Source organism: Microbacterium sp. AK031, from assembly GCF_024807145.1.
Classification (GTDB): Bacteria; Actinomycetota; Actinomycetes; order Actinomycetales; family Microbacteriaceae; genus Microbacterium.
In genome coordinates this window covers 839,788-861,870 of record NZ_JANUCA010000001.1, presented here as the reverse complement: position 1 = coordinate 861,870, position 22,083 = coordinate 839,788, and the positions used below count along the sequence as shown (strand labels likewise).

The 22,083-nt window shown below is 67.3% G+C and carries 22 protein-coding genes; 19 read left to right on the top strand and 3 right to left on the bottom strand.

Translation table 11 applies throughout. The features are described 5' to 3' along the window. Positions 1-45: 45 nt before the first annotated feature. Positions 46-1,410 (bottom strand): DUF349 domain-containing protein, encoded by a 1,365-nt coding sequence (locus HDC95_RS04110; RefSeq protein ID WP_259061906.1) that lies wholly within the window; start codon positions 1,408-1,410, stop codon positions 46-48. A gap of 258 nt (positions 1,411-1,668) precedes the next feature. On the opposite strand from HDC95_RS04110, the gene nirB reads away from it, so the two are divergent. From nirB to HDC95_RS04085, 5 genes are read left to right on the top strand one after another with little or no spacing between them, the layout of a single operon-like run. Next, entirely contained in the window at positions 1,669-4,197 is a 2,529-nt protein-coding gene (nirB, locus tag HDC95_RS04105; protein ID WP_396652670.1) for a nitrite reductase large subunit NirB, read from the top strand. Then, entirely contained in the window at positions 4,194-4,607 is a 414-nt protein-coding gene (gene nirD / locus HDC95_RS04100) for a nitrite reductase small subunit NirD (RefSeq protein WP_259061893.1), read from the top strand. Before nirB ends, nirD begins: the two co-directional genes overlap by 4 nt. A 1-nt stretch (position 4,608) precedes the next feature. Then, positions 4,609-5,868 (top strand): uroporphyrinogen-III C-methyltransferase, encoded by a 1,260-nt coding sequence (gene cobA / locus HDC95_RS04095; protein ID WP_259061891.1) that lies wholly within the window; start codon positions 4,609-4,611, stop codon positions 5,866-5,868. Further along, positions 5,865-6,998: a uroporphyrinogen-III synthase gene (locus HDC95_RS04090; protein WP_259061890.1), complete on the top strand. Its 1,134-nt coding sequence runs from the start codon at positions 5,865-5,867 to the stop codon at positions 6,996-6,998. Before cobA ends, HDC95_RS04090 begins: the two co-directional genes overlap by 4 nt. Then, positions 6,995-7,675 carry a sirohydrochlorin chelatase gene (locus HDC95_RS04085; protein WP_259061888.1) on the top strand — a complete coding sequence of 227 codons (681 nt, stop codon included), beginning with the start codon at positions 6,995-6,997 and terminating at the stop codon, positions 7,673-7,675. Before HDC95_RS04090 ends, HDC95_RS04085 begins: the two co-directional genes overlap by 4 nt. Positions 7,676-7,741: 66 nt before the next feature. Here HDC95_RS04085 and HDC95_RS04080 read toward each other — a convergent pair whose 3' ends face one another. Continuing rightward, on the bottom strand, positions 7,742-8,695 hold the full coding sequence (locus HDC95_RS04080; RefSeq protein WP_259061887.1) for a formate/nitrite transporter family protein: 954 nt from the start codon (positions 8,693-8,695) through the stop codon (positions 7,742-7,744). Positions 8,696-8,841: 146 nt separating this feature from the next. Then, on the bottom strand, positions 8,842-9,132 hold the full coding sequence (locus HDC95_RS04075; RefSeq protein ID WP_259061885.1) for a hypothetical protein: 291 nt from the start codon (positions 9,130-9,132) through the stop codon (positions 8,842-8,844). Positions 9,133-9,218: 86 nt separating this feature from the next. On the opposite strand from HDC95_RS04075, the gene HDC95_RS04070 reads away from it, so the two are divergent. The 14 genes from HDC95_RS04070 to nusB all read left to right on the top strand — a co-directional run bounded on the left by HDC95_RS04070 (position 9,219) and on the right by nusB (position 22,083). Next, positions 9,219-10,556: a replication-associated recombination protein A gene (locus tag HDC95_RS04070; protein ID WP_259061884.1), complete on the top strand. Its 1,338-nt coding sequence runs from the start codon at positions 9,219-9,221 to the stop codon at positions 10,554-10,556. A gap of 190 nt (positions 10,557-10,746) precedes the next feature. Next, the gene (gene rpsD / locus HDC95_RS04065; protein ID WP_259061882.1) at positions 10,747-11,376 is read left to right on the top strand and encodes a 30S ribosomal protein S4; all 630 of its coding nucleotides are present in this window, start codon (positions 10,747-10,749) and stop codon (positions 11,374-11,376) included. A gap of 108 nt (positions 11,377-11,484) precedes the next feature. Continuing rightward, on the top strand, positions 11,485-11,688 hold the full coding sequence (locus tag HDC95_RS04060) for a hypothetical protein (protein ID WP_259061881.1): 204 nt from the start codon (positions 11,485-11,487) through the stop codon (positions 11,686-11,688). 67 nt (positions 11,689-11,755) lie between these two features. Next, positions 11,756-14,416, top strand: a complete 2,661-nt coding sequence (gene alaS / locus HDC95_RS04055; protein WP_259061880.1) for an alanine--tRNA ligase — start codon at positions 11,756-11,758, stop codon at positions 14,414-14,416. Next, the gene (gene ruvX / locus HDC95_RS04050; RefSeq protein WP_259061878.1) at positions 14,413-14,886 is read left to right on the top strand and encodes a Holliday junction resolvase RuvX; all 474 of its coding nucleotides are present in this window, start codon (positions 14,413-14,415) and stop codon (positions 14,884-14,886) included. Before alaS ends, ruvX begins: the two co-directional genes overlap by 4 nt. A gap of 2 nt (positions 14,887-14,888) precedes the next feature. After that, positions 14,889-16,319, top strand: a complete 1,431-nt coding sequence (gene mltG / locus HDC95_RS04045) for an endolytic transglycosylase MltG (protein ID WP_259062217.1) — start codon at positions 14,889-14,891, stop codon at positions 16,317-16,319. 4 nt (positions 16,320-16,323) lie between these two features. Further along, positions 16,324-17,148, top strand: coding sequence for a shikimate dehydrogenase (locus HDC95_RS04040; RefSeq protein ID WP_259061877.1), 825 nt, complete (start codon positions 16,324-16,326; stop codon positions 17,146-17,148). 57 nt (positions 17,149-17,205) lie between these two features. Continuing rightward, the gene (aroC, locus tag HDC95_RS04035) at positions 17,206-18,435 is read left to right on the top strand and encodes a chorismate synthase (protein WP_259061876.1); all 1,230 of its coding nucleotides are present in this window, start codon (positions 17,206-17,208) and stop codon (positions 18,433-18,435) included. After that, positions 18,422-18,940, top strand: coding sequence for a shikimate kinase (locus tag HDC95_RS04030; protein WP_259061875.1), 519 nt, complete (start codon positions 18,422-18,424; stop codon positions 18,938-18,940). Before aroC ends, HDC95_RS04030 begins: the two co-directional genes overlap by 14 nt. Next, positions 18,937-20,025 carry a 3-dehydroquinate synthase gene (aroB, locus tag HDC95_RS04025; protein WP_259061874.1) on the top strand — a complete coding sequence of 363 codons (1,089 nt, stop codon included), beginning with the start codon at positions 18,937-18,939 and terminating at the stop codon, positions 20,023-20,025. The genes HDC95_RS04030 and aroB overlap by 4 nt, the downstream gene beginning before the upstream one ends. Then, complete coding sequence (locus HDC95_RS04020) at positions 20,022-20,573, top strand: GNAT family N-acetyltransferase (protein ID WP_259061873.1); 552 nt, start codon at positions 20,022-20,024, stop codon at positions 20,571-20,573. The genes aroB and HDC95_RS04020 overlap by 4 nt, the downstream gene beginning before the upstream one ends. Further along, complete coding sequence (locus tag HDC95_RS04015; protein ID WP_259061872.1) at positions 20,570-21,013, top strand: type II 3-dehydroquinate dehydratase; 444 nt, start codon at positions 20,570-20,572, stop codon at positions 21,011-21,013. The genes HDC95_RS04020 and HDC95_RS04015 overlap by 4 nt, the downstream gene beginning before the upstream one ends. A 95-nt stretch (positions 21,014-21,108) precedes the next feature. Beyond that, positions 21,109-21,669, top strand: a complete 561-nt coding sequence (gene efp, locus HDC95_RS04010; RefSeq protein ID WP_259061871.1) for an elongation factor P — start codon at positions 21,109-21,111, stop codon at positions 21,667-21,669. Positions 21,670-21,672: 3 nt separating this feature from the next. Next, a complete protein-coding gene (gene nusB, locus HDC95_RS04005; RefSeq protein ID WP_259061870.1) occupies positions 21,673-22,083 on the top strand; it encodes a transcription antitermination factor NusB in 411 nt (136 codons plus the stop codon).

The following is a 22,083-nucleotide window of genomic DNA, read 5'->3' as shown; positions in this document are numbered from 1 at the left end:
AGTGTGGCGCGCTGCCCTCCTCGCCGGGGCGGGCTGTGGATAAGGTCAGCCGTCGAGTGCGCTCAACCAGGCGCGGCGTGCTTCGAGAGCGTCTGCCGCTTCCTTGGCCGCTTTCTTGTCGCCGGCCTTCTCTGCTGCGGCCTTCTCGCTCTCGAGCTTCTCGATCGCATCGAGGAGCTGCTGGCTCATGTCGTTCGCACGGGCTTTGGTCTCGGGGTTGTTGCGCTTCCAGTCCACCTCTTCGCGGGACTTGAGCGACTGCTCGATCACGCGCAGCTTGTCGTCCAACGCGCGCTCGCGATCGCGCGGGAAGATGCGACCCACGTCGTCCCACTGTCGCTGGATGCGGGTGAGGAGAGCGCGCGCCTGCTTGATGTTCGGCTCATCTGCGACGGCCTTGGCCTCTTCGAGCAGCGCTTCGCGCGCCTCGATCTTCGGCGCCGACTCCGCCTCTTCCGCCGCGGACTGTTCGGCGCGTGCCGCGTACAGCGCGTCGCCGGCGGCCTTGAAACGCGCCCACAGCGCGTCATCGGCCTTGCGTCCAGCGCGACCGGAGGCCTTCCATTCGTCGAGCAGCGCGCGGTATGCGGGGATGCCGTCGACGCCCTTGGGAGCCAGCGCCTCAGCACGCTCGATCAACTGCGCCTTGCGATCGCGGGCGGCCTTGTGCGTCTCGTCGAGGTCCGAGTAGAACGCGCGGCGGCTCTTGTCGACGACCGAGCGGGCATCGCGGAATCGCTTCCAGAGCTGCTGGGAGGTACCCTTCGGCAGACGAGGACCGCTCTGCTGCTGCGCCTGCCACGTGTCGAAGAGCGCGGTGACCTCTTCGGTCACCTGCTTCCACTGCACCTTCGACAGATCGCGCGCGGCGATCCGCTCGATGCTCTCGACGAGGACGGTCCGTTCGGCGATCGCCGCGTCGACGAGCTCCTTGGCCTGCTTTGCCTCAGCCGCACTGGCCTCTGACAGCGCGGCGGTGAGTGCGTCGATCCGTGCGCGCAGCGACGCGAGATCGCCCACGGCGGCGGCGCCGGTGACCTCCTCGACGAGATGCTTGGCCTGCGTGGTCAGATCGCTGGCGGAAGCACCGCCGGCCTGGTGGCGCTGCTCAAGAGTGTGCACCTTGAACGCGAGGTCATCGAACTTTCGCACGTAGTAGGCGAGAGCCTCATCCGAGGTGCCGTCCGGGTACTGGCCGACGACGCGCCACTCTTCACCCTCACGCACCTCGACGGTGCCGTCTTCGGTGACGCGACCCCAATCGGCGGAATCGGCCGCAGCGACCGGGGACACCGGTGCAGCGGCCGCGGCGGGAGCGGGCGTGCGTGGCGGCATCGGGATGCGCGGGGGTGCAGGGACGGGCGGTGAGGGGACAGGGGGAGTCGGCTTCGAAGGCTCGGTGGCAGACACGATGTGCTCCTTGCGCGGTCAGCCCGCGGGAGGGGGAAAGGACGTTGATCAGCCTAGTACGAGCCGGGCACTGTGCGAGGGGGCTCGGATCTCACAGCGCCGTTACCGTTTTGTGAGGAGAACGTTCGACGCGCGTAACGGGAGCCGCAGGGTCCGCGAAACACCGCGCTCATAGTGTCTGGGCATTCCCGACGTGCTGGAGGCGCTGTGAACGAGAACACCGAATCGGTGACGCGGATCGTCGTGGTCGGAGCGGGAATGGTAGCGCACCGCTTCGTCGAGAGCGTGTCGAACCGAGCTGATGGAGCGCTGCTCATCACCGTGATCGGGGATGAGGGTCGGCATCCATACGACCGTGTCGGACTCACCGGCTACTTCTCCGGAACGACTCCGGGCGAGCTGACGCTCGATCGCACGGTCTTCGACGATGAGCGCACCACGCTGCTGGCCGACGATCGCGTCGTCCGCATCGATCGGCGATCGAAGACCGTGTTGACGCGCGCACGGAGGGTCATCGCGTACGACTCGCTCGTCCTCGCGACGGGCTCGTATGCCGCGCGCGTCGCCGTCGACGGCGCTGAGCTGCCCGGATGCTTCGTCTATCGCACTCTCGACGATGTGCAGGAGCTGCGCCGGTTCGTACAGCATCGCAGCGGTGAGCTCGGCCGACCGCTGCGCGGTGCGGTCATCGGCGGCGGACTGCTCGGACTCGAGGCCGCAGGGGCGCTGCAAAGCCTGGATGTGGAGTGCACCGTCGTGCAGTCCTCCGATCGTCTGATGTCAGCGCAGCTCGATCTAGCGGGAGGCGGCATGCTGCGCCGCCTGATCGAGGCCCGCGGTATCGCGGTGCGCACCGAGTCGCGCACGACCAGGCTCGACCCGGACGATTCCGGGGCCGTCACCGCGCTGGAGTTCCAGGACGGCAGCTTCCAGCGGGCGGATATCGTGATCTTCACGGTGGGTGTGCGTCCGCGCGATGAGCTCGCCCGCAACGCGCAGCTCGACGTGCATCCACGTGGGGGCGTGCTCATCGACGATCGCTGCCGTACCAGCGATCCGGCGATCCTCGCGATCGGAGAGGTCGCGAACTTCGATGGCCGCAGCGTCGGACTGGTCGCGCCAGGGTACGCGATGGCAGAGGTCGCAGCGACCCGGCTCCTCGGTGGCGACGCGACATTCCCCGGCTACGACGAATCCGCGAAGCTCAAGCTCTCCGGTGTCGATGTCGCGAGTTTCGGCGATGCGTTCGGGCACACGCCGAACGCCCTCGATGTCGTGTACACCGACCCTGTGGCCGGCGTCTACAAGAAGCTCGTGCTCTCCGACGACGCGCAGACCCTTCTCGGCGGCATCCTCGTCGGCGATGCGGCGGCGTACGGCTCACTGCGTCCGCTGGTGGGTGCCCGTCTCGGGGCGGACCCCGTCGCTTACCTGATGCCGGAAGGCGGCGTGGAGGCGCCAGGAGGCGAGCTGCCTGACGACGCGGTCGTATGCTCCTGCTCGAACGTCACCGCAGGCCGGATCCGTCGGGCGGTGCACGATGAAGGATGCACGGACGCAGGCGCAGTGAAGGCCTGCACCAAAGCCGGCGCGACCTGTGGCTCCTGCGTGCTCATGGTCAAGAAGGTCGTCGGACAGGAGCTCACGAAGCTCGGCCAGACCGTGTCCAATGCGCTGTGCGAACACTTCGACATGTCGCGGCGGCAGCTCTTCGATGCCGTACGAGTGTCGGAGCCCACGACATTCAGCACCGTGATCGAGCGATTCGGGCGCGGGCGGGGCTGCGACATCTGCAAGCCTGCACTCGCCAGCATCCTCTCGGTCCTGGTGGGGGCGCACGTTCTCGACGGCGAGAACGCGACGCTGCAGGACACGAACGATCACGTCATGGCCAACATGCAGAAGGATGGCACGTACTCGGTGGTGCCGAGGATGCCCGGTGGCGAGGTGACGCCGGCCGGCCTCGTCGTGATCGGGCAGGTCGCCGAGGATTTCGGTTTGTACACGAAGCTCACCGGCGGACAGCGCATCGACATGTTCGGAGCGCGCCTGGAGCAGCTGCCCCTGATCTGGCAGCGGCTGGTGGACGCCGGATTCGAGTCGGGGCAGGCGTACGGCAAATCGCTGCGAACGGTGAAGTCGTGCGTCGGCTCCACCTGGTGCCGGTACGGCGTGCAGGACTCGGTGGGAATGGCCGTGCGCCTGGAGCTGCGCTATCGCGGGCTCAGGGCGCCGCACAAGCTCAAGATCGGCGTCTCAGGGTGCGCACGCGAGTGCGCGGAGGCACGCGGCAAGGATGTCGGCGTCATCGCCACAGAGACCGGCTGGAACATGTACGTCGGGGGCAACGGCGGATTCACGCCGCGGCACGCCGAGCTCCTCGCTTCAGATCTCTCGGACGACGAGCTCATCCAGGCCATCGACCGGTTCTTCATGTACTACATCCGCACGGCCGACCGCCTGCAGCGCACTGCGCCGTGGTGCGAAGAGCTCGACGGCGGACTCACCGGGCTCAAAGAAGTGATCTTCGACGACTCCCTCGGCATCTGCGCCGATCTCGACGCGGCCATGGCCAGGCACGTCGACAACTACGAGGACGAATGGGCTGCGACGCTGCGCGACCCGCAGAAGCTCAGGCGCTTCGAGTCGTTCGTGAACGCGGCGGAGACGCCTGACCCCTCGCTCGGCTATGTCGCGACCCGCGGCCAGCTCCGCCCGGCCACGGCCGAGGAACGAGAGTCCGGTGGTGTGATGATCGCCGGCACCACACTGGAGGTGCGTCGATGACTCCTTCGCACGGATACGCAGCTGAAAGCGGCGCGGGCGACGCGGTGCGCGTGTGCAGCATCGGCGATCTCGAGGTGGAACGCGGCCGTGCCGCTCTTCTGGGTGACGAGCAGGTCGCGCTGTTCCTGCTGAGTGACGGCACCGTGCATGCCGTCTCGAACCTCGATCCCTACAGCGGGGCCAATGTGATCTCCCGCGGGATCGTCGGCACCAGGGGCGATGCTGCGACCGTCGCGTCCCCCATGCACAAGCAGGTGTTCGATCTCAGAACCGGCCAGTGCCTGGAGACGCAGGGCAAACCGGCCAAGCACCTCGACGTGTGGACGGTGCACATCGTGGGCGATGACATCCATTTGCAGCGAGCGGCGACGCGGACGCCGAGCGGCTCGACATTGCAGGAGGTGGGCTGAGATGACCACGATGCTCGGGGTGTCGCTGACCGGACGTCGGGTGGTCCTCGTCGGCGGGGGCGCCGTCACCGCCCGCAGACTCGGGCGGTTCCTCGCCGACGGCGCACTGGTCAGGATCGTGGCGCCTGAGCTCGCGCGGCAGACGCACGCCCTGATCGCCGCGCACAGTGCGGAATCCGACGCGGACGGTGACATCGAATGGGTTCCGCGCCGGTTCGTCCCAGACGACATCGACGATGCATGGCTCGTGCACAGCGCGACCGGCGATCCCTCGGTGGACCGCGAGGTCGCCGAGCTGTGCGAGCGACGAAGGGTGTTCTGCATCAACGCATCCGACGGTGCCCGCACGAGCGCCAGGATGACGGCGCAGACGTCATCGGGCGACGTGGTCATCGGCGTGTCGAGCGAGGTGGGCGTCGATCCTCGTCGTGCTGCCGGTGTGCGGCGGGCCATCGACACGATGCTGGTGTCAGGGCGGCTTCCGCTTCGACGACACCGCACGACACGCGCCGGCCGCGTCGATCTCATCGGTGGCGGTCCCGGTCCGATCGACCTCATGACGGTGCGCGCGCGGCGGCTGCTCGCCGAAGCCGACGTCGTCATCGCCGACCGTCTCGGGCCGACGGATGCAGTGATCGCCGAACTGGATCCCGATGTACTCGTGATCGACGTCGGCAAGCGACCGCACCACCATCCCGTGCCGCAGCACGAGATCAACGCACTGCTCATCGCGCACGCCGCGGCGGGCAAGCGCGTCGTCCGTCTCAAAGGCGGCGATCCGTTCATGTACGGTCGTGGCGGCGAAGAGGTCATCGCCTGCCGGCAGGCGGGGATCGCGGTCGAGGTCACGCCCGGCGTGTCGAGCGCGATCTCGGTGCCGCAGGCGGCAGGCATCCCGGTGACGCATCGTGGCACGGCATCCGCTCTGCACGTCGTGAACGGGCAGGGCGAGGTGTCGGCCACGACTCTTCGGTCGCTCGCCGACCCGGAAGTGACCACGACGATGCTGATGGGGGTCGCTGCCCTGTCGAAGGTCGTGCGCGCCGCGCTCGATCATGGGATCAGTCCTGACCTGCCGGTCGCGATCGTCGAAAGCGGTCACACACGCCGACAGCGCACGACGCGCAGCACTCTCGGCGAGATCGTGGCGGACGCTGCCCTCGCCGGCGTGCAGAACCCCGCGGTGATCGTGTTCGGCGACGTCGCCGGAGCACACCTCCTCATGCCCGAGCACGCGCGATCCCGGGAGTCCATCAGTTGAGTCCGCGCAGCCTTCTGGATGCCGCTCTCGCCGGCTGCACGATCGTCGTCGCCGCCGATCGTCGAGCCGGTGACCTGGCGAGCGCGCTCGAGCGGCGCGGCGCGCAGGTCTGCCGGGCGCCGGCGCTGAGCATCGTTCCGAACGCCGACGACGATGAGCTCACCCGACGCACTCGTGAGCTCATCGTCCGCCCGCCCGACGTCGTGGTCGTCACGACCGGTGTCGGGTTCCGCGGCTGGATCGATGCCGCCCACGAGCACGGTCTCGCGGAAGCGCTGACAGAGGCGCTGAGCGAGACGCAATTCATCGCCAGAGGGCCAAAGGCGCATGGCGCGATTCAGCAGGCCGGGTTCGTCGCGGACTGGGTCGCGGAGTCCGAGACGGCTGCCGAGGTGGGGGAGTACCTGCTGTCCTCCTCGCTCTCCGGCAGGCGCGTCGCTGTGCAGCATCATGGCGCGGGCTCCGACGGGTTGGATGAGCTGCTGGCGGATGCGGGGGCGGACGTCGTGAGCCTCACGGTCTATCGGTGGGGGCCTCCGTCGGACCCGCAGCTCGTGGAGCGCTCTGTCGCGCATGCGGCGGGCGGCGAGGTGGATGCCGTGCTGTTCACCTCAGCGCCTGGGGCGGCGGAGTGGTTGCGGGCTGCGAGCCGTCTGGACTCGCTGGACAGCATCCGAGAACGCGCCGAATCCGGCAGACTGCTGCTCGCCGCCGTCGGACCGATCACCGCTGTGCCGCTGCGAGAGCATCGGCTTCGTACGACGATCGCCGAGCGCGGCCGCCTCGGCTCGCTCGCACGCTGCGTCATCGGCTACTTCGGCAAGGGGGGAGCCGCCCCGGCGCTTCCGACTGCGGCGGGAGCCATGTCGATGCGCAGCGGCGGCGCCGTCGTCGACGGAGAGTTCATCGCCCTCTCGCGTGCAGGGGCGAATCTGCTGGGCGCGCTGTTCGACGCCGGCGGGCGCGTGCTGTCCCGAGAGGAGATCGCCGAGGCGCTCCCGCGCGCGGGACGCAACGCGCATGCGGTGGAGATGGCGGTCGCTCGCGTGCGTGAGGCACTCGGCACCGTCGACGTCGTCAAGACCGTCGTGAAGAGGGGCTACCGGCTCGCCGTGGAGGAGATCGCATGACCACGCTCGTCGCCTGCTCACACGGCACGAACGACCCGGCCGGACAGCATGCCGTTCGCAGACTGATCGATGACGTGCGCGCACTGCTGCCCGGTATCCGGGTCATGCCCGCCGTGGTCGACGTCGAAGAGCCGCAGATCGGTGCGGTCCTCGCACAGGAGGCATCACGAGACGACGTCATCGTCGTGCCGCTGCTGCTGTCCGTCGGCTACCACACCGCCGTCGACATCTCCCGGGCGGTCCGCACGCACGCGAACGCTCGTCAGGCAGAGCCGCTGGGGACCCACCCGCTCGTGGCGGAGGTTCTGGCCGATCGCCTGTCTGCCGCCTTACCGGATGGATGGATCCAACGAGATCACGTGGTGCTCGCAGCCGCGGGATCCAGCGACCCCGCGGCATCGGCCGACGTCGAGGCGGTCGCGACCAGGCTGCGTTCGCTCATCCCCGTTCGTGTCACGGTCGGCTACGCCTCCGCATCCATTCCGCGCATCGTGGATGCTGTGGCCGATGCGCGCCGCGACGGCGCTGTGCGAGTGATCGCAGCGAGTCATGTGCTGGCACCGGGGTTCTTCGCAGGACTCATCCGCGCCGCCGGAGCCGACGTCGTCAGTCTGCCTCTCGCTCCTGACCCGCGTATCGCACAGGTCGTGGCGGACCGCTTCCACGCGGCTCGCTGAGCTTCAAGCTTGCGCAGCAGAACACCCCGTGAGCTTCGGTCTCACCGGGGTGTTCTGGGTCGAGGGTCAGGCGATGCCGACGGGTTCGCGTTCCGACGAAGAGCTGGCCGTGAACACCGGCTGCACGATCGGCCGCGCGGCCGGGTGCGCGGTGGCGGTGTCAGCGGTGGCGGCGCCCACGGTGGCTGAGCGCTTCTGTGCCGGTGAGGCGGCCCGACCGCGACGCGTCGCTGTGCGACCGTAGGTGATGAACAGCGGGAGTCCGACGAAGAGCAGTCCGCCGACGAGGTTTCCGATAACGGTGGGGATCTCGTTCCAGATGAGATAGTCCATGATCGTGAAGTCCGCACCGAGAAGCAGACCGGACGGGAACAGGAACATGTTCACGATCGAGTGCTCGAAGCCCATGTAGAAGAACAGCATGATCGGCAGCCACATTGCGACGATCTTCGCCACGACATTGTCCGCGACCATCGAGAGCACCACGCCGGTGGAGACCATCCAGTTGCAGAGCACTCCGCGGATGAAGAGGGTCAGCATCCCGGCGGCACCGTGATCGGCGTAGCCGACCGTGCGTCCGTGGCCGATCTCGCTGATCGCTTCTCCGACGGCGCTCGGTGCTGTCGAGAAGCCGTACGTGAAGTAGATCGCCATGAGGATCGCGACCATGAACGCGCCCCCGAAATTGCCGAGGAACACCAGTCCCCAGTTGCGGAACATCGCCCCGACGGTCGCACCAGGACGCTTGTCGAGCACGGCGAGCGGAGTCAGCGTGAACACGCCGGTGAGCAGGTCGAACCCGAAGAGGTAGAGGATGACGAAGCCGACCGGGAACAGCAGAGCACCGAGCAACGGCTGCCCGGTGTTGGTCGAGACCGTGACGGCGAATGCTGCGGCCATCGTGAGCAGGGCCGCGCCCATGAACGCGCGAATGAGCGTGTCGCGAGTGGACAGCTGCATCTTGTATGCACCGGCGTCGACCATTCTGGTGACGAGTTCAGCGGGTTTGACGTAGGACACGGGCAACCTCCATGGACGTAACGGATGAGCACGGATGCCGGGCTTGGACCCAGCGTGGCTCACCGGCGTTACCGGCAGAGGCACCGATCGTTACGACTCTGAACCGAATCCCTCACATCAGGGGGTGCGCGTGCGTGAGGTGGCGTCTATTCGGCGGGCGCGTCGTCGGAGAACAGGTCTGCGAACGGATTCTCGAGGGGACCGCCGGGTGCCGAGGTTTCGGTGGGCTCTGGCTCGGGGGCGTTGACGGCGGCGTGCACCGACTGACTGGCGATGGCACCGACCACGAGGAGCCCGCCGACGACGCCGGCGATCAGATTGTCTCGCGTTCGCCGGCGGATCTGACCGTCATGCCAGGCCGTTCGCGCGGCATACACGCGCGCGCGCTCGGCCTCGGCGCGTGAGCGCTGTACGTTCTTCGGTCCGCGAGCGGCCATGGGCTCCTCCTTCGACGCCTCGCCTGAGCGCCGTCTGCGAGCCTATCGTGGCGAGCTTTGTCGGTGCCTCGCATTAGCCTGGACGGATGACTTCCGCACCTCTGCTCTCGGGACAGACGCCGCTCGCCGTGCGCATGCGTCCCGTATCACTGGACGAGGTCGCCGGGCAGCAGCATCTGCTGCGTGCCGGATCGCCGATCGTCGCGCTGGCCGACCCCGAGGCGACTTCTCCCGGTGCGGTTTCGATCATCCTCTGGGGGCCTCCTGGCACAGGGAAGACCACGCTCGCACAGGCCATCGCACGCTCCTCCGGCCGCCGATTCGTCGAGCTCTCGGCGATCACCGCCGGTGTGAAAGACGTGCGCGAGGTGATGCAGGAGGCGATCACCCAGCGCGACCTGTACGGGCAGACGACCATCCTGTTCCTGGATGAGATCCACCGTTTCACGAAGGCACAGCAAGACGCGCTGCTCCCCGGCGTCGAGAACGGCTGGGTCATCCTGATCGCCGCCACAACCGAGAACCCGTCGTTCTCAGTGATCTCCCCGTTGCTGTCGCGGTCACTGCTGCTCACCCTCCAACCGCTCACCGATGACGACATCGCCCTGCTGATCGATCGGGCGATTACGGACGCCCGCGGACTGAACGACACCGTCTCGATCGAGGAGGCCGCGCGGTCGTCACTGGTGCGGCTGGCATCGGGAGACGCACGACGCGCTCTCACCGGCCTCGAGGCCGCAGCCGCCGTCGCGATGTCGGGTGCCTCAGACGATGCTGAGGCAGAGGTAACGGCGATCACGGCAGACGATGTGGCGCAGGCCTTAGACCGTGCGCTGCTGCGCTACGACCGCCAGGGCGACGAGCACTACGACGTGATCAGCGCGTTCATCAAGTCGATCCGCGGCTCGGATGTCGATGCGGCGCTGCACTATCTCGCCCGCATGATCGAAGCAGGGGAGGATCCTCGATTCATCGCGCGTCGTCTGGTGATCTCGGCATCCGAAGACATCGGGCTGGCCGACCCCCAAGGGCTGGTCATCGCCACGGCCGCTGCTGATGCGGTGGCGTTCATCGGCATGCCGGAAGGCCGTATCCCCCTCGCAGAGGCGACCGTGTATCTCGCGACCACCGCGAAGTCGAATGCGGCATACGACGGCATCAACGCGGCGATCGCCGATGTACGGGCCGGGAGCTTCGGCCGGGTCCCGGTGCATCTGCGCGACGCCCACTACGCCGGAGCGAAGCGCCTAGGCCATGGCAAGGGCTATGTCTTCCCGCACGACAACGAGTTCGGGATCGTGCCGCAGCAGTATCTTCCCGACGAACTCGTCGGTCGCCGCTATTACGAGCCCAAGCAGCTCGGAGCAGAGCGCGACGTCTCGGCCCGACTCGAGCGCATCCGCCGCATCCTCGGTGATCGCTGACCTTCTACAGGCTCAGGGACCGCCTCGAAGAACCAGTCTGTTAGACTTGACCGGCTCGAAACACAGTTTTCGGGCATCCCCTCGTTCACACCACACCTTCTCGGCGCCCCGGCGTGCGCCCGAAGGCAGAACGGGGAGATACGTCCGTGAGGCGTGAAAGACACGTCCACGTCATCGGAAGGAAAACTTCGTGGTCACGAAGTCCCAGGACCGCCGCAAGGTCCGCCTGTCCCGCGCCCTCGGCGTGGCGCTCACCCCGAAGGCCGCCCGCTACCTCGAGAAGCGTCCCTACGCTCCCGGCGAGCACGGCCGCACCAAGCGCAAGACCGACAGCGACTACGCGGTCCGTCTGCGTGAGAAGCAGCGTCTGCGCGAGCAGTACGGCATCCGCGAGAAGCAGATGCGCAACACGTTCAACGAGGCGCGCAAGCGCGATGGCCTGACCGGTGAGAACCTGGTCGAGCTGCTCGAGATGCGTCTTGACGCGCTCGTCGTGCGTTCGGGCTTCGCCCGCACCACCGCACAGGCTCGCCAGCTCGTCGTGCACCGTCACATCCTCGTCGACGGCCAGCTCGTCGATCGCCCGTCGTTCCGTGTGAAGCCGGGTCAGCTCATCCACGTCAAGCCCAAGAGCGAGGGCACCGAGCCCTTCCAGGTGGCAGCAGCCGGCGGTCACGCCGAGGTGCTTCCCCCCGTTCCCGGCTACCTCGAGGTCGAGCTCGACAAGCTCCAGGCTCGCCTGGTTCGCCGTCCGAAGCGCGCCGAGGTCCCCGTGACCTGTGAAGTGCAGCTCGTCGTCGAGTACTACGCGGCTCGCTGATCCAGCGAACCATTTCTGCAGAAGGCGTCGGGTTCATCCCGACGCCTTCTGTCGTTTCCGCATACGATGGAGGGACCGCGCCTCGCGGCCCAAGGCAAGGATGACGACATGAAGACGTTCCTGTGGTTCCTGATCGGTGTGATCGGCGGATTCGTCGCCGCCCACTTCATGAACAAGGATCCTCGCGGTCACGACATCCTCGCCGAGGTCGACGCCAGGATCAACGGGTTCACCACGGTGCTCAGCGACGCCTATCGCGCACAGGAGGCTCGCCTGGTCGAGCCCGCCGCTCCTTCGACCACTGATCACTGACCCTCAGCGCACTGCATCGCGGCCGTCGCGATGCTCATCCTCCTCACTCAAGGACAGCCGTACCCCTATGAAAACTGCGGACATCGCGCAGCGCTACCTCAGCTACTTCGAGAAGAACGGCCACACGGTGGTGCCCTCGGCATCGCTCGTGAGCGACGATCCGACAGTGATGTTCAACATCGCCGGCATGGTGCCGTTCGTTCCCTATCTCACTGGGCTCGTGCCGGCACCGTTCTCTCGCGCCACCGACCTGCAGAAGTGCATTCGCACCAGCGATATCGAAGAGGTCGGCAAGACGGTGCGACACGGCACGTTCTTCCAGATGCTCGGCAACTGGTCCTTCGGCGACTACTTCAAGGAGGGGGCGATCACGTACGCGTGGGAGCTCCTGACGACCAGCGAGGCCGATGGCGGGCTGGGATTCAAGGAGAAGGACTTCTGGGTCACCGTCTACGAGACCGACGACGAGGCCGCTGACATCTGGCGCCGCGTGATTGGGCTTCCCGAGGAGCGCATCCAGCGACTGGGACGGGCCGACAATTACTGGCACACCGGTCAACCCGGTCCAGGCGGTCCTGATTCGGAGATCTTCTTCGATCGCGGAGCGGAGTTCGGCCGCGAAGGCGGTCCGGCTGCGGACGACAACCGCTACATGGAGCTGTGGAACCTCGTCTTCATGCAGGACCTGCTCAGCGACGTGCGCTCGCAGGTCGACTTCGACATCGCCGGCCCGCTGCCGAAGAAGAACATCGACACGGGCATGGGCCTGGAGCGCGTCGCCTTCCTCAAGCAGGGCGTGGCCAACATGTACGAGACGGACCAGATCCGTCCTGTGCTCGACCGTGCGGTCGAGCTGTCCGGTAATCGCTACGGGGCCGTCCACGAGGACGATGTCCGCTTCCGCGTGATCGCCGATCACGTGCGGTCCTCGCTCATGCTGCTCTCCGACGGTGTGAAGCCGTCGAACGAGGGCCGCGGGTATGTGCTTCGCAGGCTCATGCGCCGCACCGTCCGCGCGATGCGTCTGCTCGGCGTGGACGCACCGGTCTTCCCCGAGCTGTTCGCCACGTCACGAGACGCGATGAAGTCCGCCTACCCGGTGCTCGAGACCGACTGGACCCGCCTTTCTGGCCTGGCCGTCGCGGAGGAGGAGACGTTCCTTCGCACGCTCGCCCAGGGATCCACGATCCTCGACCTCGCACTCGCCGACACCAAGAAGTCCGGCAAGCAGACCCTCGCGGGTCCCGAGGCGTTCCTGCTGCACGACACCTACGGCTTCCCGATCGATCTCACGCTCGAGATCGCTGAGGAAGCGGGGCTCAACGTCGATCGCACGGCGTTCGACACCCTGATGCAGGAGCAGCGCTCACGCGCGAAGGCTGATGCGAAGAGCCGCAAGCGTCAGCTCGCCGATGTCTCGGTGTACCGCGATTTCCGCGCTCTCGGTGAGACCGGATTCGCGGGATACACCGATCTCGACATCGAGTCCCGTGTGCTCGGCATCCTCGTCGACGGCCAGCCGGTGGCATCCGCCGGTGAGGGCCAGGTCGCCGAGGTCATCCTCGCCGAGACGACTCTGTATGCCGAGTCCGGGGGCCAGGTCGCCGATAAGGGTACGATCGTGGGCGCCGGATTCGAACTCGACGTGCTCGACGTGCAGAAGCCGGTCGCCGGGCTCATCAGCCACACCGTGCAGGTCGTCAGTGGCAGCGTCGCACTGGACGATCGTGCGACGACGGTCGTGGATGCGGCGAACCGCCGTGCTGCACGACAGGCGCACTCCGCGACCCATCTCGTGCACGCCGCGTTGCGCGACACGCTCGGTCCGACAGCCACACAGGCGGGATCGCTCAACCGCGCGGGGTACATGCGCTTCGACTTCTCGTGGTCGCAGGCGCTGTCCGCCGACGCGCGTACCGACATCGAGGAGATCACCAACCGTGCTGTGCACGACGCCCTCGAGGTGACGACCCGCATCGTGTCGCTCGACGAGGCCAAGGAAGCCGGAGCCATGGCGCTGTTCGGTGAGAAGTACGGCGACGTCGTGCGCATGGTCGACATCGGCGGTCCGTGGTCACGCGAGCTGTGTGCAGGCACGCACGTGAACACGAGCGCAGAGATCGGACTGGTCAGCGTCGTCGGTGAGTCGTCGATCGGCGCCTCCAACCGCCGCATCGAGGCACTGGTCGGTCAGGATGCATTCCGCGAACTCGCCGCAGAGCGTGCGATCGTCTCGCAGCTCACGAGCGCCCTCAAGACGCCGCGCGAGCAGTTGCCGGAGCGGATCGCGGAGATCGCCGCGAACCTCAAGACCGCCGAGAAGCGCATCGCGCAGTTCGAAGCGAAGCAGCGCGAGGGCCAAGTGCCCGCAATCGCAGAGGCGGCCGCACGCGTCGGCGCATACCGTGTCGCCTCGGTCTCTCTCGGAGATGTCGCCTCGGCGGATGACATCCGGACTCTTGCACTGAGCGTGCGTGAGCGGCTCGGCTCGGATGCCGCGGTCGTGGCACTCGGCGGCATCGCCGCCGGTCGTCCGATCGTCGTCGTGGCCACCAACGATGCCGCACGCTCGGCAGGCGCCAAGGCCGGTGCGCTCGCGAAGCGCGCCGCCGGTGTGCTCGGCGGCGGCGGAGGCGGCCGTGACGATGTCGCACAGGGGGGCGGCACTGACGCGTCGGCGTTGGATGCGGCACTCGAGGCCGTGACTCAGGGGCTGCGCGGCGCGTGAGCGGATTTCGCCGCGGAGTGCGGCTCGGCATCGATGTCGGCAAGGCACGGGTCGGCGTGGCGCGCTGCGACCCTGACGGCATGCTCGCCGTGCCGGTGGAGACGGTGCCGCGCTCGGAGCACTCTCTTGCGCGCATCGCCGAGATCGCCGCGGAGTACGAGCCTCTGGAGTTCGTCGTCGGCCTGCCGGTGAACATGCAGGGAACGGACACGCCGTCGACGGCCGATGCCAGAGAGTTCGCGGCGGCGCTGCAGCGCCTCACTGCCGTGCCGGTGCGCATGATGGACGAGCGGCTCAGCACCGTCACGGCACACGCTGCCCTGCGCTCTTCTGGCAGAACTCAGCGAAACTCTCGTAGCATTGTCGATCAGGTCGCGGCAGTCGTGCTGCTGCAGCACGCGATCGACACGGAGAAGAGCACCGGCAACCCGGCCGGTTCCGTGGTTCCAACCGATGAGGAGCCCACTTGAGCATGCCCGAACGTGAGAATGCAGAGCGCGGGTCGAACTCGCTCTCCGACGACCTGTTCTCCAAGCTTCCCGCTCCGGAGCGTCAGGTGCCCACGGTCGATTCGACGCCGCCGGTGCCTGGTTCACGTCGCGCGCTGCGCGAAGCCGCGCACTCCGATCCAGATCAGCCCGTAACCGCACGGTCCGAAGCCGCACAGCCTGAGACCGCGCATTCCCGCGACGCCGCGGAGGCCTCAGACGAGGCCTCACATGGCGAGAGGTCTGCCGAACCAACCGCCGACCCGGTGCCTGAGTCCGCTCCTGCATCCCTCGACGATCTCTTCGCAGCCGATCATGACGAGATCGACGGCCGCGCACCGCGGAAGAAGAAGCGCCGCACGGGCTGCATCGTCGCGCTCGTCATCGTTCTCGCCCTGATCGGCGGTGTCGTCGCCGGCGGTTTCGCCGTCTGGAACGCCTATGGCGACAGGATCAGCGAGGTCATGGGCTGGGGGGAGCCGGACGACTACGAACCCGGCATCGCCACCGGTGAGGCACTGGTCACCATCCGCGAGGGCGATACCGGGTCGCCGGTCTCCACGGCGCTCTACGAGGCCGGCGTGACCAAGACCGAGGACGTCTTCTACGACTACCTCGTGAACGAGAACATCGCAGTGACCTTCTATCCCGGCGTGTACAAGCTGCAGCAGAAGATGACCGCTGCGGATGCCCTCACAGCCCTGCAGGACGACGCGAGCAAGCTCGAGAACTCCGTCAGCATTCCCGAGGGCGGCACCCTCGAATCATCACTACCGCTCATCAGTGAGAGCATGGGCGTTCCCCTCGAGGATCTTCAGGCGGCGGTGGCCGACCCCAGCGCGTATGGCGTCACGGCCCAGAGCCTCGAAGGCTGGCTGTTCCCCGCCGTGTACACGTTCGACCCCGAGGCGACAGCGACTCAGATCATCCAGCGGATGGTCGACCGCACCCGCGAATCCCTGGCGTCTGCGGGCGTGCCTGCCGGGGACGAGCAGAGGATTCTGACGATCGCATCGATCATCCAGAGAGAAGGGCGCACGGACGACTTCGCCAAGGTCTCCCGCGTCATCCAGAATCGTCTGGACGACGGGATGATGCTGCAGATGGACTCGACGTCGCAGTATGGCTACGGCGAACTCCACGCTGGTGTGGTGAGCACCTCCACCGAGGCGCAGAACGATGACAACCCGTGGAACACGTACGTACACACCGGGCTGCCGGTCGGACCGATCGCGAACCCGAACGATGCCGCGATCGACGCCGCGATGCATCCGGTCGACGGGCCGTGGTTCTACTTCGTGACGGTCAACCTGCAGACCGGGGAGACCGTGTTCTCAACCACTTACGCAGAGCACCAGGCCGCCATCGAGACGTGGCAGGAATGGTGCCGCGCGAACCCGGACCAGGGGTGTTGACGGGATGAGCGCTCGTCGCCTGGCGGTGTGGGGCGATCCGATCGCTCACAGCAAATCGCCAGCCCTGCATTCTGCCGCCATCCGTGTTCTCGGTCTGGACTGGGAGTACGGACGCCGGCAGGTGAACGCTGACGGCTTCTCCGCAGCGCTTCACGGACTGGACGATTCCTGGCGCGGCCTCTCACTCACGATGCCGCTCAAGGAGCAGGCATTCCGTGCAGCGGAGATCCTTGATCCTCATGCTGACTTGACGGGTGCCGTGAACACGTTGCTGCTCGGCACCTCGCTCGCCGGATTCAACACCGATGTCGGCGGGATCATCGATGCCTTCGCCGAGCATGACGTCCGCAGCGTGTCGCACGCGCGCATCCTCGGCGCCGGTGCGACCGCGTCGTCGGCTCTCGTCGCTGTCGCTGAGATGGGAGCGCAGCGCATCGACGTCCGCGCGCGCCGGCCGGAGCGTGCGCAGACGCTGCGCGCGCTGGGGGAGAGGCTCGGCGTCGAGGTCGGTGTGAGCGGCTTCGCCGCGCAGGTCGAGGCCGTCGATGTCACTGTGGCAACGCTTCCCGGCGGTGCGGTGCTCGACACCGCTGCCGCCTTCGCCACGGGGGGCGGCACTCTGCTCGATGTCTCCTACGCCCCCTGGCCGTCCGCGCTGGCCTCAGCGTGGACGAGTGACGACGTCATCCCGGGACTCGCGATGCTGCTGCACCAGGCCGTCCGTCAGGCACGCGTGTTCGTGCACGGTGATCCGCTGCATGAGCTCGACGATGAAGCCGGAGTTCTCACTGCCATGCGCACGGCCCTGACGGATCCATCGCCGTCCTGACCTGACCTCCGTGACATGCGGAGAAAACAGGGTCCCCGGTCGTGGGAGACTGGAGCAATGCTCCGCGTGCTCACGGCCGGCGAATCGCACGGTCCCGAACTCATTGCCGTCATGGAAGGGCTGCCGTCCGGCGTCCCTGTCTCGTCCGAGGCGATCCAGCAGGATCTCGCCCGCCGCAAGCTCGGCTATGGACGCGGATCGCGCATGAAGTTCGAGCAGGACGAGCTCACGATCTCGGGCGGCGTCCGCCATGGCCGCTCCCTCGGCAGCCCGATCGCGCTGCGCATCGGAAACACCGAATGGCCGAAGTGGATCGAGGTGATGAACCCCGAGCCCGTCGAGATCACCGACAAGTCGCGCGGACGTTCGGCACCTCTGACCCGCCCGCGACCGGGGCACGCCGATCTGGTCGGCATGCAGAAGTACGACTTCGACGAGGCGCGTCCGATCCTCGAGCGCGCGAGCGCGCGCGAGACGGCGGCACGCGTCGCGCTCGGGGCCGTCGCACGGTCGTTCCTCGGCGAGCTCGGCATCCGCGTCGTCAGCCACACACTTTCCATCGGCCCTGTGCGCGTGCCCGATGGCAGCGCGCTGCCCACTCCTGACGACGTCGACGCGCTCGACGCCGATCCGCTGCGGTGCTTCGACGCCCACACCTCCGCCGCAATGGTCACTGAGGTCGACCAGGCTCGCAAGGACGGCGACACCCTCGGCGGAATCGTCGAGGTGCTCGCATACGGGCTTCCGCCAGGGCTCGGCTCGCACGTGCACTGGGATCGCCGGCTGGACGCACGTCTTGCCCAGGCTCTCATGAGCATCCAGGCCATCAAGGGCGTCGAGGTGGGCGACGGGTTCGAGACCACGCGCCGACGGGGCTCCGCCGCGCACGACGAGCTCTTCTCCGCCGAAGCGGGTATCACCCGCGGCTCTGACCGCGCCGGTGGCACCGAGGGCGGCATGTCCACCGGCACCGTGCTGCGCGTGCGCGCGGGGATGAAGCCGATCGCGACAGTGCCCCACTCGCTGCGCACGATCGACGTCGCCACCGGCGATGCCGCGACGGCCCACCACCAGCGCTCAGACGTGTGTGCGGTTCCCGCAGCAGGCGTCGTCGCGGAGGCGATGGTCGCGGTAGAGCTCGCGAACGCCGTTCTGGAGAAGTTCGGCGGCGACAGCATCCGTGAGACGGCCCGAAATCTGCAGAGCTATCTCGACGCGATCCCCGCCGAGCTGCGCACCGCGCCCGCGTCGGAGGCGGCGCTGATCGCCAACGATGAGCACGCCTGAGCAGCTGACCGTCGTTCTCGTCGGCCCGATGGGTGCGGGCAAGACAAGCGTCGGTCGACAGGTCGCCAAGCGCTTGGGCGTCGGGTTCATCGACACCGACAAGCGCATCGCCGCCGAGCACGGTCCGATTCCGAACCTCTTCGAGAAGCACGGAGAATCCCACTTCCGCGCGCTCGAGCAGGCCGCGGTCGCAGCCGCGCTGAGTGAAGGGGGAGTGATCTCCCTCGGCGGCGGTGCCGTCAGCTCAGCGGAGACGCGCGAGCTGCTGCGGCAGCATCCGGTCGTCTTCCTGGCTGTGACGCCGGAGGCGGTCGCCGATCGCATCCGCAGCGGCGGGCGCCCACTCCTGGCCGGGGGCGAAGATCCGCTGGAACGTTGGAATCAGATCTACGAGCAGCGCCGCGGGTGGTACGAGGAGGTCGCCGATGTGATTTTCGACACCTCGCGCCGGCCGATGCAGCGCATCGCCGATGAGATCGCAGCATGGAGGAGAGAACAGGCATGAGCACGACCACGATCAGCGTGACAGGGCAGGCGTCCTACGACATCACCGTTGGCCGCCGCATCCTCGACCGGGTGTCGGCGGCACTTGACCCGGCGGTGCGCAAGATCCTCGTGGTTCACCCTCCCACGCTCGCCGCCCGCGCGGCGGAACTGCGCGACCGCCTCCTCGCCGACACGGCTGATGGTCCCCGCGAAGTGCTGTTGGCCGAGGTGCCTGACGCCGAGCAGGGCAAGCGCATCGAAGTCGCGGCGTTCTGCTGGCAGATCATGGGCCAATCCGATTTCACGCGCACCGACGCCGTCGTCGGCTACGGCGGCGGATCCGTGACCGATCTCGCCGGGTTCGTCGCCGCCACCTGGCTGCGCGGTGTACAGATCGTGCAGGTCCCCACCACGGTGCTCGGACTCGTCGATGCATCGGTCGGCGGCAAGACCGGCGTCAACACTGCTGAGGGCAAGAACCTCGTCGGCGCGTTCTGGGCGCCGCGCGCAGTGATCGGCGATCTGGACGAGCTGAGCAGCCTCAGCACGCACGAGGCCACGGCGGGATACGCAGAAGTGGTGAAGGCCGGATTCATCTGGTCGCCGGAAATCCTCGACATCATCGAGGCCGACCCCACCCGCGCCGTCGACGCGACGACCGACGACTTCCGGCGCACGATCGAACTCGCGATCGACATGAAGGCACGGATCGTGTCGGAGGACTTCCGTGAGGCGGGTCAGCGCGAGATCCTCAACTACGGACACACGCTCGGTCACGCGATCGAGCACGCCGAGCGGTATCGCTGGCGTCACGGCGCGGCGATCTCTGTCGGGATGCTGTTCGCCGCCGAGATCTCCCGCCTCGCAGGACGTCTCTCCGACGAAGCCGCCGACCGTCACCGCACGGTGCTCGAGTCTCTCGGTCTGCCGACCAGCTACCGGGCAGGCGCGTGGCCGCAGCTGCTCGCGACCATGCAGCGCGACAAGAAGAGTCGCGGGGGGATGCTGCGCTTCATCGTGCTCGACGACATCGCCAAGCCCACCGTGCTTCGGGCTCCGGACGAGTCGCTGCTGTTCGCCGCCTACCAGGAGGTCGGCGCGTGAGCATCGACGTGCGTCGCGTCCGCGCGGACGAATGGGAACGAGTGCGTGCGCTGCGGCTCGATGCCGTGCGCGACCCGGCCGCCGCGATCGCGTTCCTGCACTCCTACGAGGAGGAATCGGCGCATGACGACGAATTCTGGCAGCAGCGCGCTGCCGGCGCGGCCTCCGGCGACGCCGTCGCCCAGTTCATCGCCGAGGTCGACGGGGAGTGGATCGGCACGGTCTCGGTGCTGCGACGTCTCGCAGGCTCGATCGACCACCACGGGCGTCCTGTCACGTCTCCGCGCGGCGATGTCGTCGGCGTCTTCATCCGTCCAGAGCACCGCGGCCGCGGAATCATCGACGCACTCTTCGACGCGGCGGCGGAGTGGGCGGCCTCGTTGGGAGACGCCGGGCTCACGCTGGATGTCCATGCGGACAACACCCGCGCTCAGGCCGCGTACCGACGCGCCGGTTTCGTGGACACCGGAGTGCGGTTCATCATCTCGATCGGTCATGAGATCGAGATGGCGCGTGAGATCGCGGACGGCGATAGGGTGCAGGCGTGACTGCACAACGCCGCATCCTGCTCGTCAACGGACCGAACCTCAACCTGCTCGGCACACGCGAACCCGAGGTGTACGGATCGGCGACGCTGGCAGATGTCGAACGGATCACGACCGATGCCGCCGCAGAAGCCGGCTTCGAAGTGCGCAGCATCCAGAGCAACCACGAAGGCGTGCTGATCGACGCGATCCACGCCGCGCGTGAGGACTGCGCCGGCATCGTGATCAACCCCGGTGGGCTCACGCACACCTCCGTCGCCCTGCGCGACGCGCTCACCGGAGTGTCGCTTCTGTTCGCCGAGGTGCACGTCTCGGACGTGCACGCCCGCGAGGAGTTCCGGCACTTCTCCTACCTGGAGGACGTCGCCGCAGTGCGGGTGATCGGAGAGGGCGTGGGCGGCTATGCGACTGCCGTTCGTCAGCTCACCGCACTCATCCCGTAGAATCGACTGTCGGCCGCACTCATCGAACCCGAAACGGGTCGAACCCGAAACGGCGAGGACCGGCCCTTCATCAACGGAAACGGAACTTTCAGCGCATGGCATCCACCGCAGACATCAAGAACGGCGTCGTCCTCAGCATCGACGGACAGCTCTGGAACGTCATCGAGTTCCAGCACGTCAAGCCCGGCAAGGGCGGTGCGTTCGTGCGCACGAAGCTGAAGAACGTCGTCTCGGGTAAGACCGTGGACCGCACGTACAACGCCGGCGCGAAGATCGAGATCGAGAACGTCGATCGCCGCGACTTCACCTACCTGTATGCGGACGGCGACGGATTCGTGTTCATGGACACGACCGACTACGACCAGATCACCGTCGGAGCGGCAACCGTCGGCGACGCCAAGAACTTCCTCCTGGAGAACCAGCAGGTCACGATCGCGCTGAACAACGGAAACCCGCTGTACATCGATCTCCCCGCCTCGGTAACCCTCGAAGTGACCTACACCGAGCCGGGCCTGCAGGGCGACCGTTCCTCGGCAGGAACGAAGCCTGCGACCGTCGAGACCGGATACGAGATGCAGGTGCCGCTCTTCATCGAGGCCGGAACGAAGATCAAGGTCGACACCCGCACGGGTGACTACCTCGGTCGCGAGAAGTAAGGCGTGGGCGCCCGGACGAAGGCGCGCAAGCGCGCACTCGACATACTCTTCTCCTCGGATGTCCGTGGAGACGACCTTTCCGTCTCTCTTGCGGCGGAGGCCAAGCGCGCCGCGAGCGAACCCGCTCGCGAGGCTTCCTGGCTGTACGCCCGCGAGATCGTGGACGGAATCGTCGATCATCGCGATGAGATCGACGAGCACATCGAGACCCACAGCCGCGACTGGAAGATCGAGCGGATGCCCGCCGTCGACCGTGCGCTGCTGCGCATCGGCGTGTGGGAGATCCTGCATAACGACGAGGTGCCGACCGCGGTCGCGATCGACGAGGCAGTGGAACTCGCCAAGGAGTTCTCGACCGACGACTCCGGAGCATTCGTGCACGGCGTGCTCGCCAGAGTGGCACGCGCCACCTGA

Coding starts and splice junctions, on each gene's coding strand:
- nirB (WP_396652670.1), top strand. CDS start 1,669: ATGGTAGCGCACCGCTTCGTCGAGAGCGTGTCGAACCGAGCTGATGGA.
- HDC95_RS04075 (WP_259061885.1), bottom strand. CDS start 9,132: ATGGCCGCTCGCGGACCGAAGAACGTACAGCGCTCACGCGCCGAGGCC.
- cobA (WP_259061891.1), top strand. CDS start 4,609: ATGACCACGATGCTCGGGGTGTCGCTGACCGGACGTCGGGTGGTCCTC.
- aroB (WP_259061874.1), top strand. CDS start 18,937: ATGAGCACGACCACGATCAGCGTGACAGGGCAGGCGTCCTACGACATC.
- mltG (WP_259062217.1), top strand. CDS start 14,889: ATGCCCGAACGTGAGAATGCAGAGCGCGGGTCGAACTCGCTCTCCGAC.
- HDC95_RS04060 (WP_259061881.1), top strand. CDS start 11,485: ATGAAGACGTTCCTGTGGTTCCTGATCGGTGTGATCGGCGGATTCGTC.
- efp (WP_259061871.1), top strand. CDS start 21,109: ATGGCATCCACCGCAGACATCAAGAACGGCGTCGTCCTCAGCATCGAC.
- HDC95_RS04070 (WP_259061884.1), top strand. CDS start 9,219: ATGACTTCCGCACCTCTGCTCTCGGGACAGACGCCGCTCGCCGTGCGC.
- alaS (WP_259061880.1), top strand. CDS start 11,756: ATGAAAACTGCGGACATCGCGCAGCGCTACCTCAGCTACTTCGAGAAG.
- aroC (WP_259061876.1), top strand. CDS start 17,206: ATGCTCCGCGTGCTCACGGCCGGCGAATCGCACGGTCCCGAACTCATT.
- HDC95_RS04030 (WP_259061875.1), top strand. CDS start 18,422: ATGAGCACGCCTGAGCAGCTGACCGTCGTTCTCGTCGGCCCGATGGGT.
- nirD (WP_259061893.1), top strand. CDS start 4,194: ATGACTCCTTCGCACGGATACGCAGCTGAAAGCGGCGCGGGCGACGCG.
- HDC95_RS04040 (WP_259061877.1), top strand. CDS start 16,324: ATGAGCGCTCGTCGCCTGGCGGTGTGGGGCGATCCGATCGCTCACAGC.
- HDC95_RS04085 (WP_259061888.1), top strand. CDS start 6,995: ATGACCACGCTCGTCGCCTGCTCACACGGCACGAACGACCCGGCCGGA.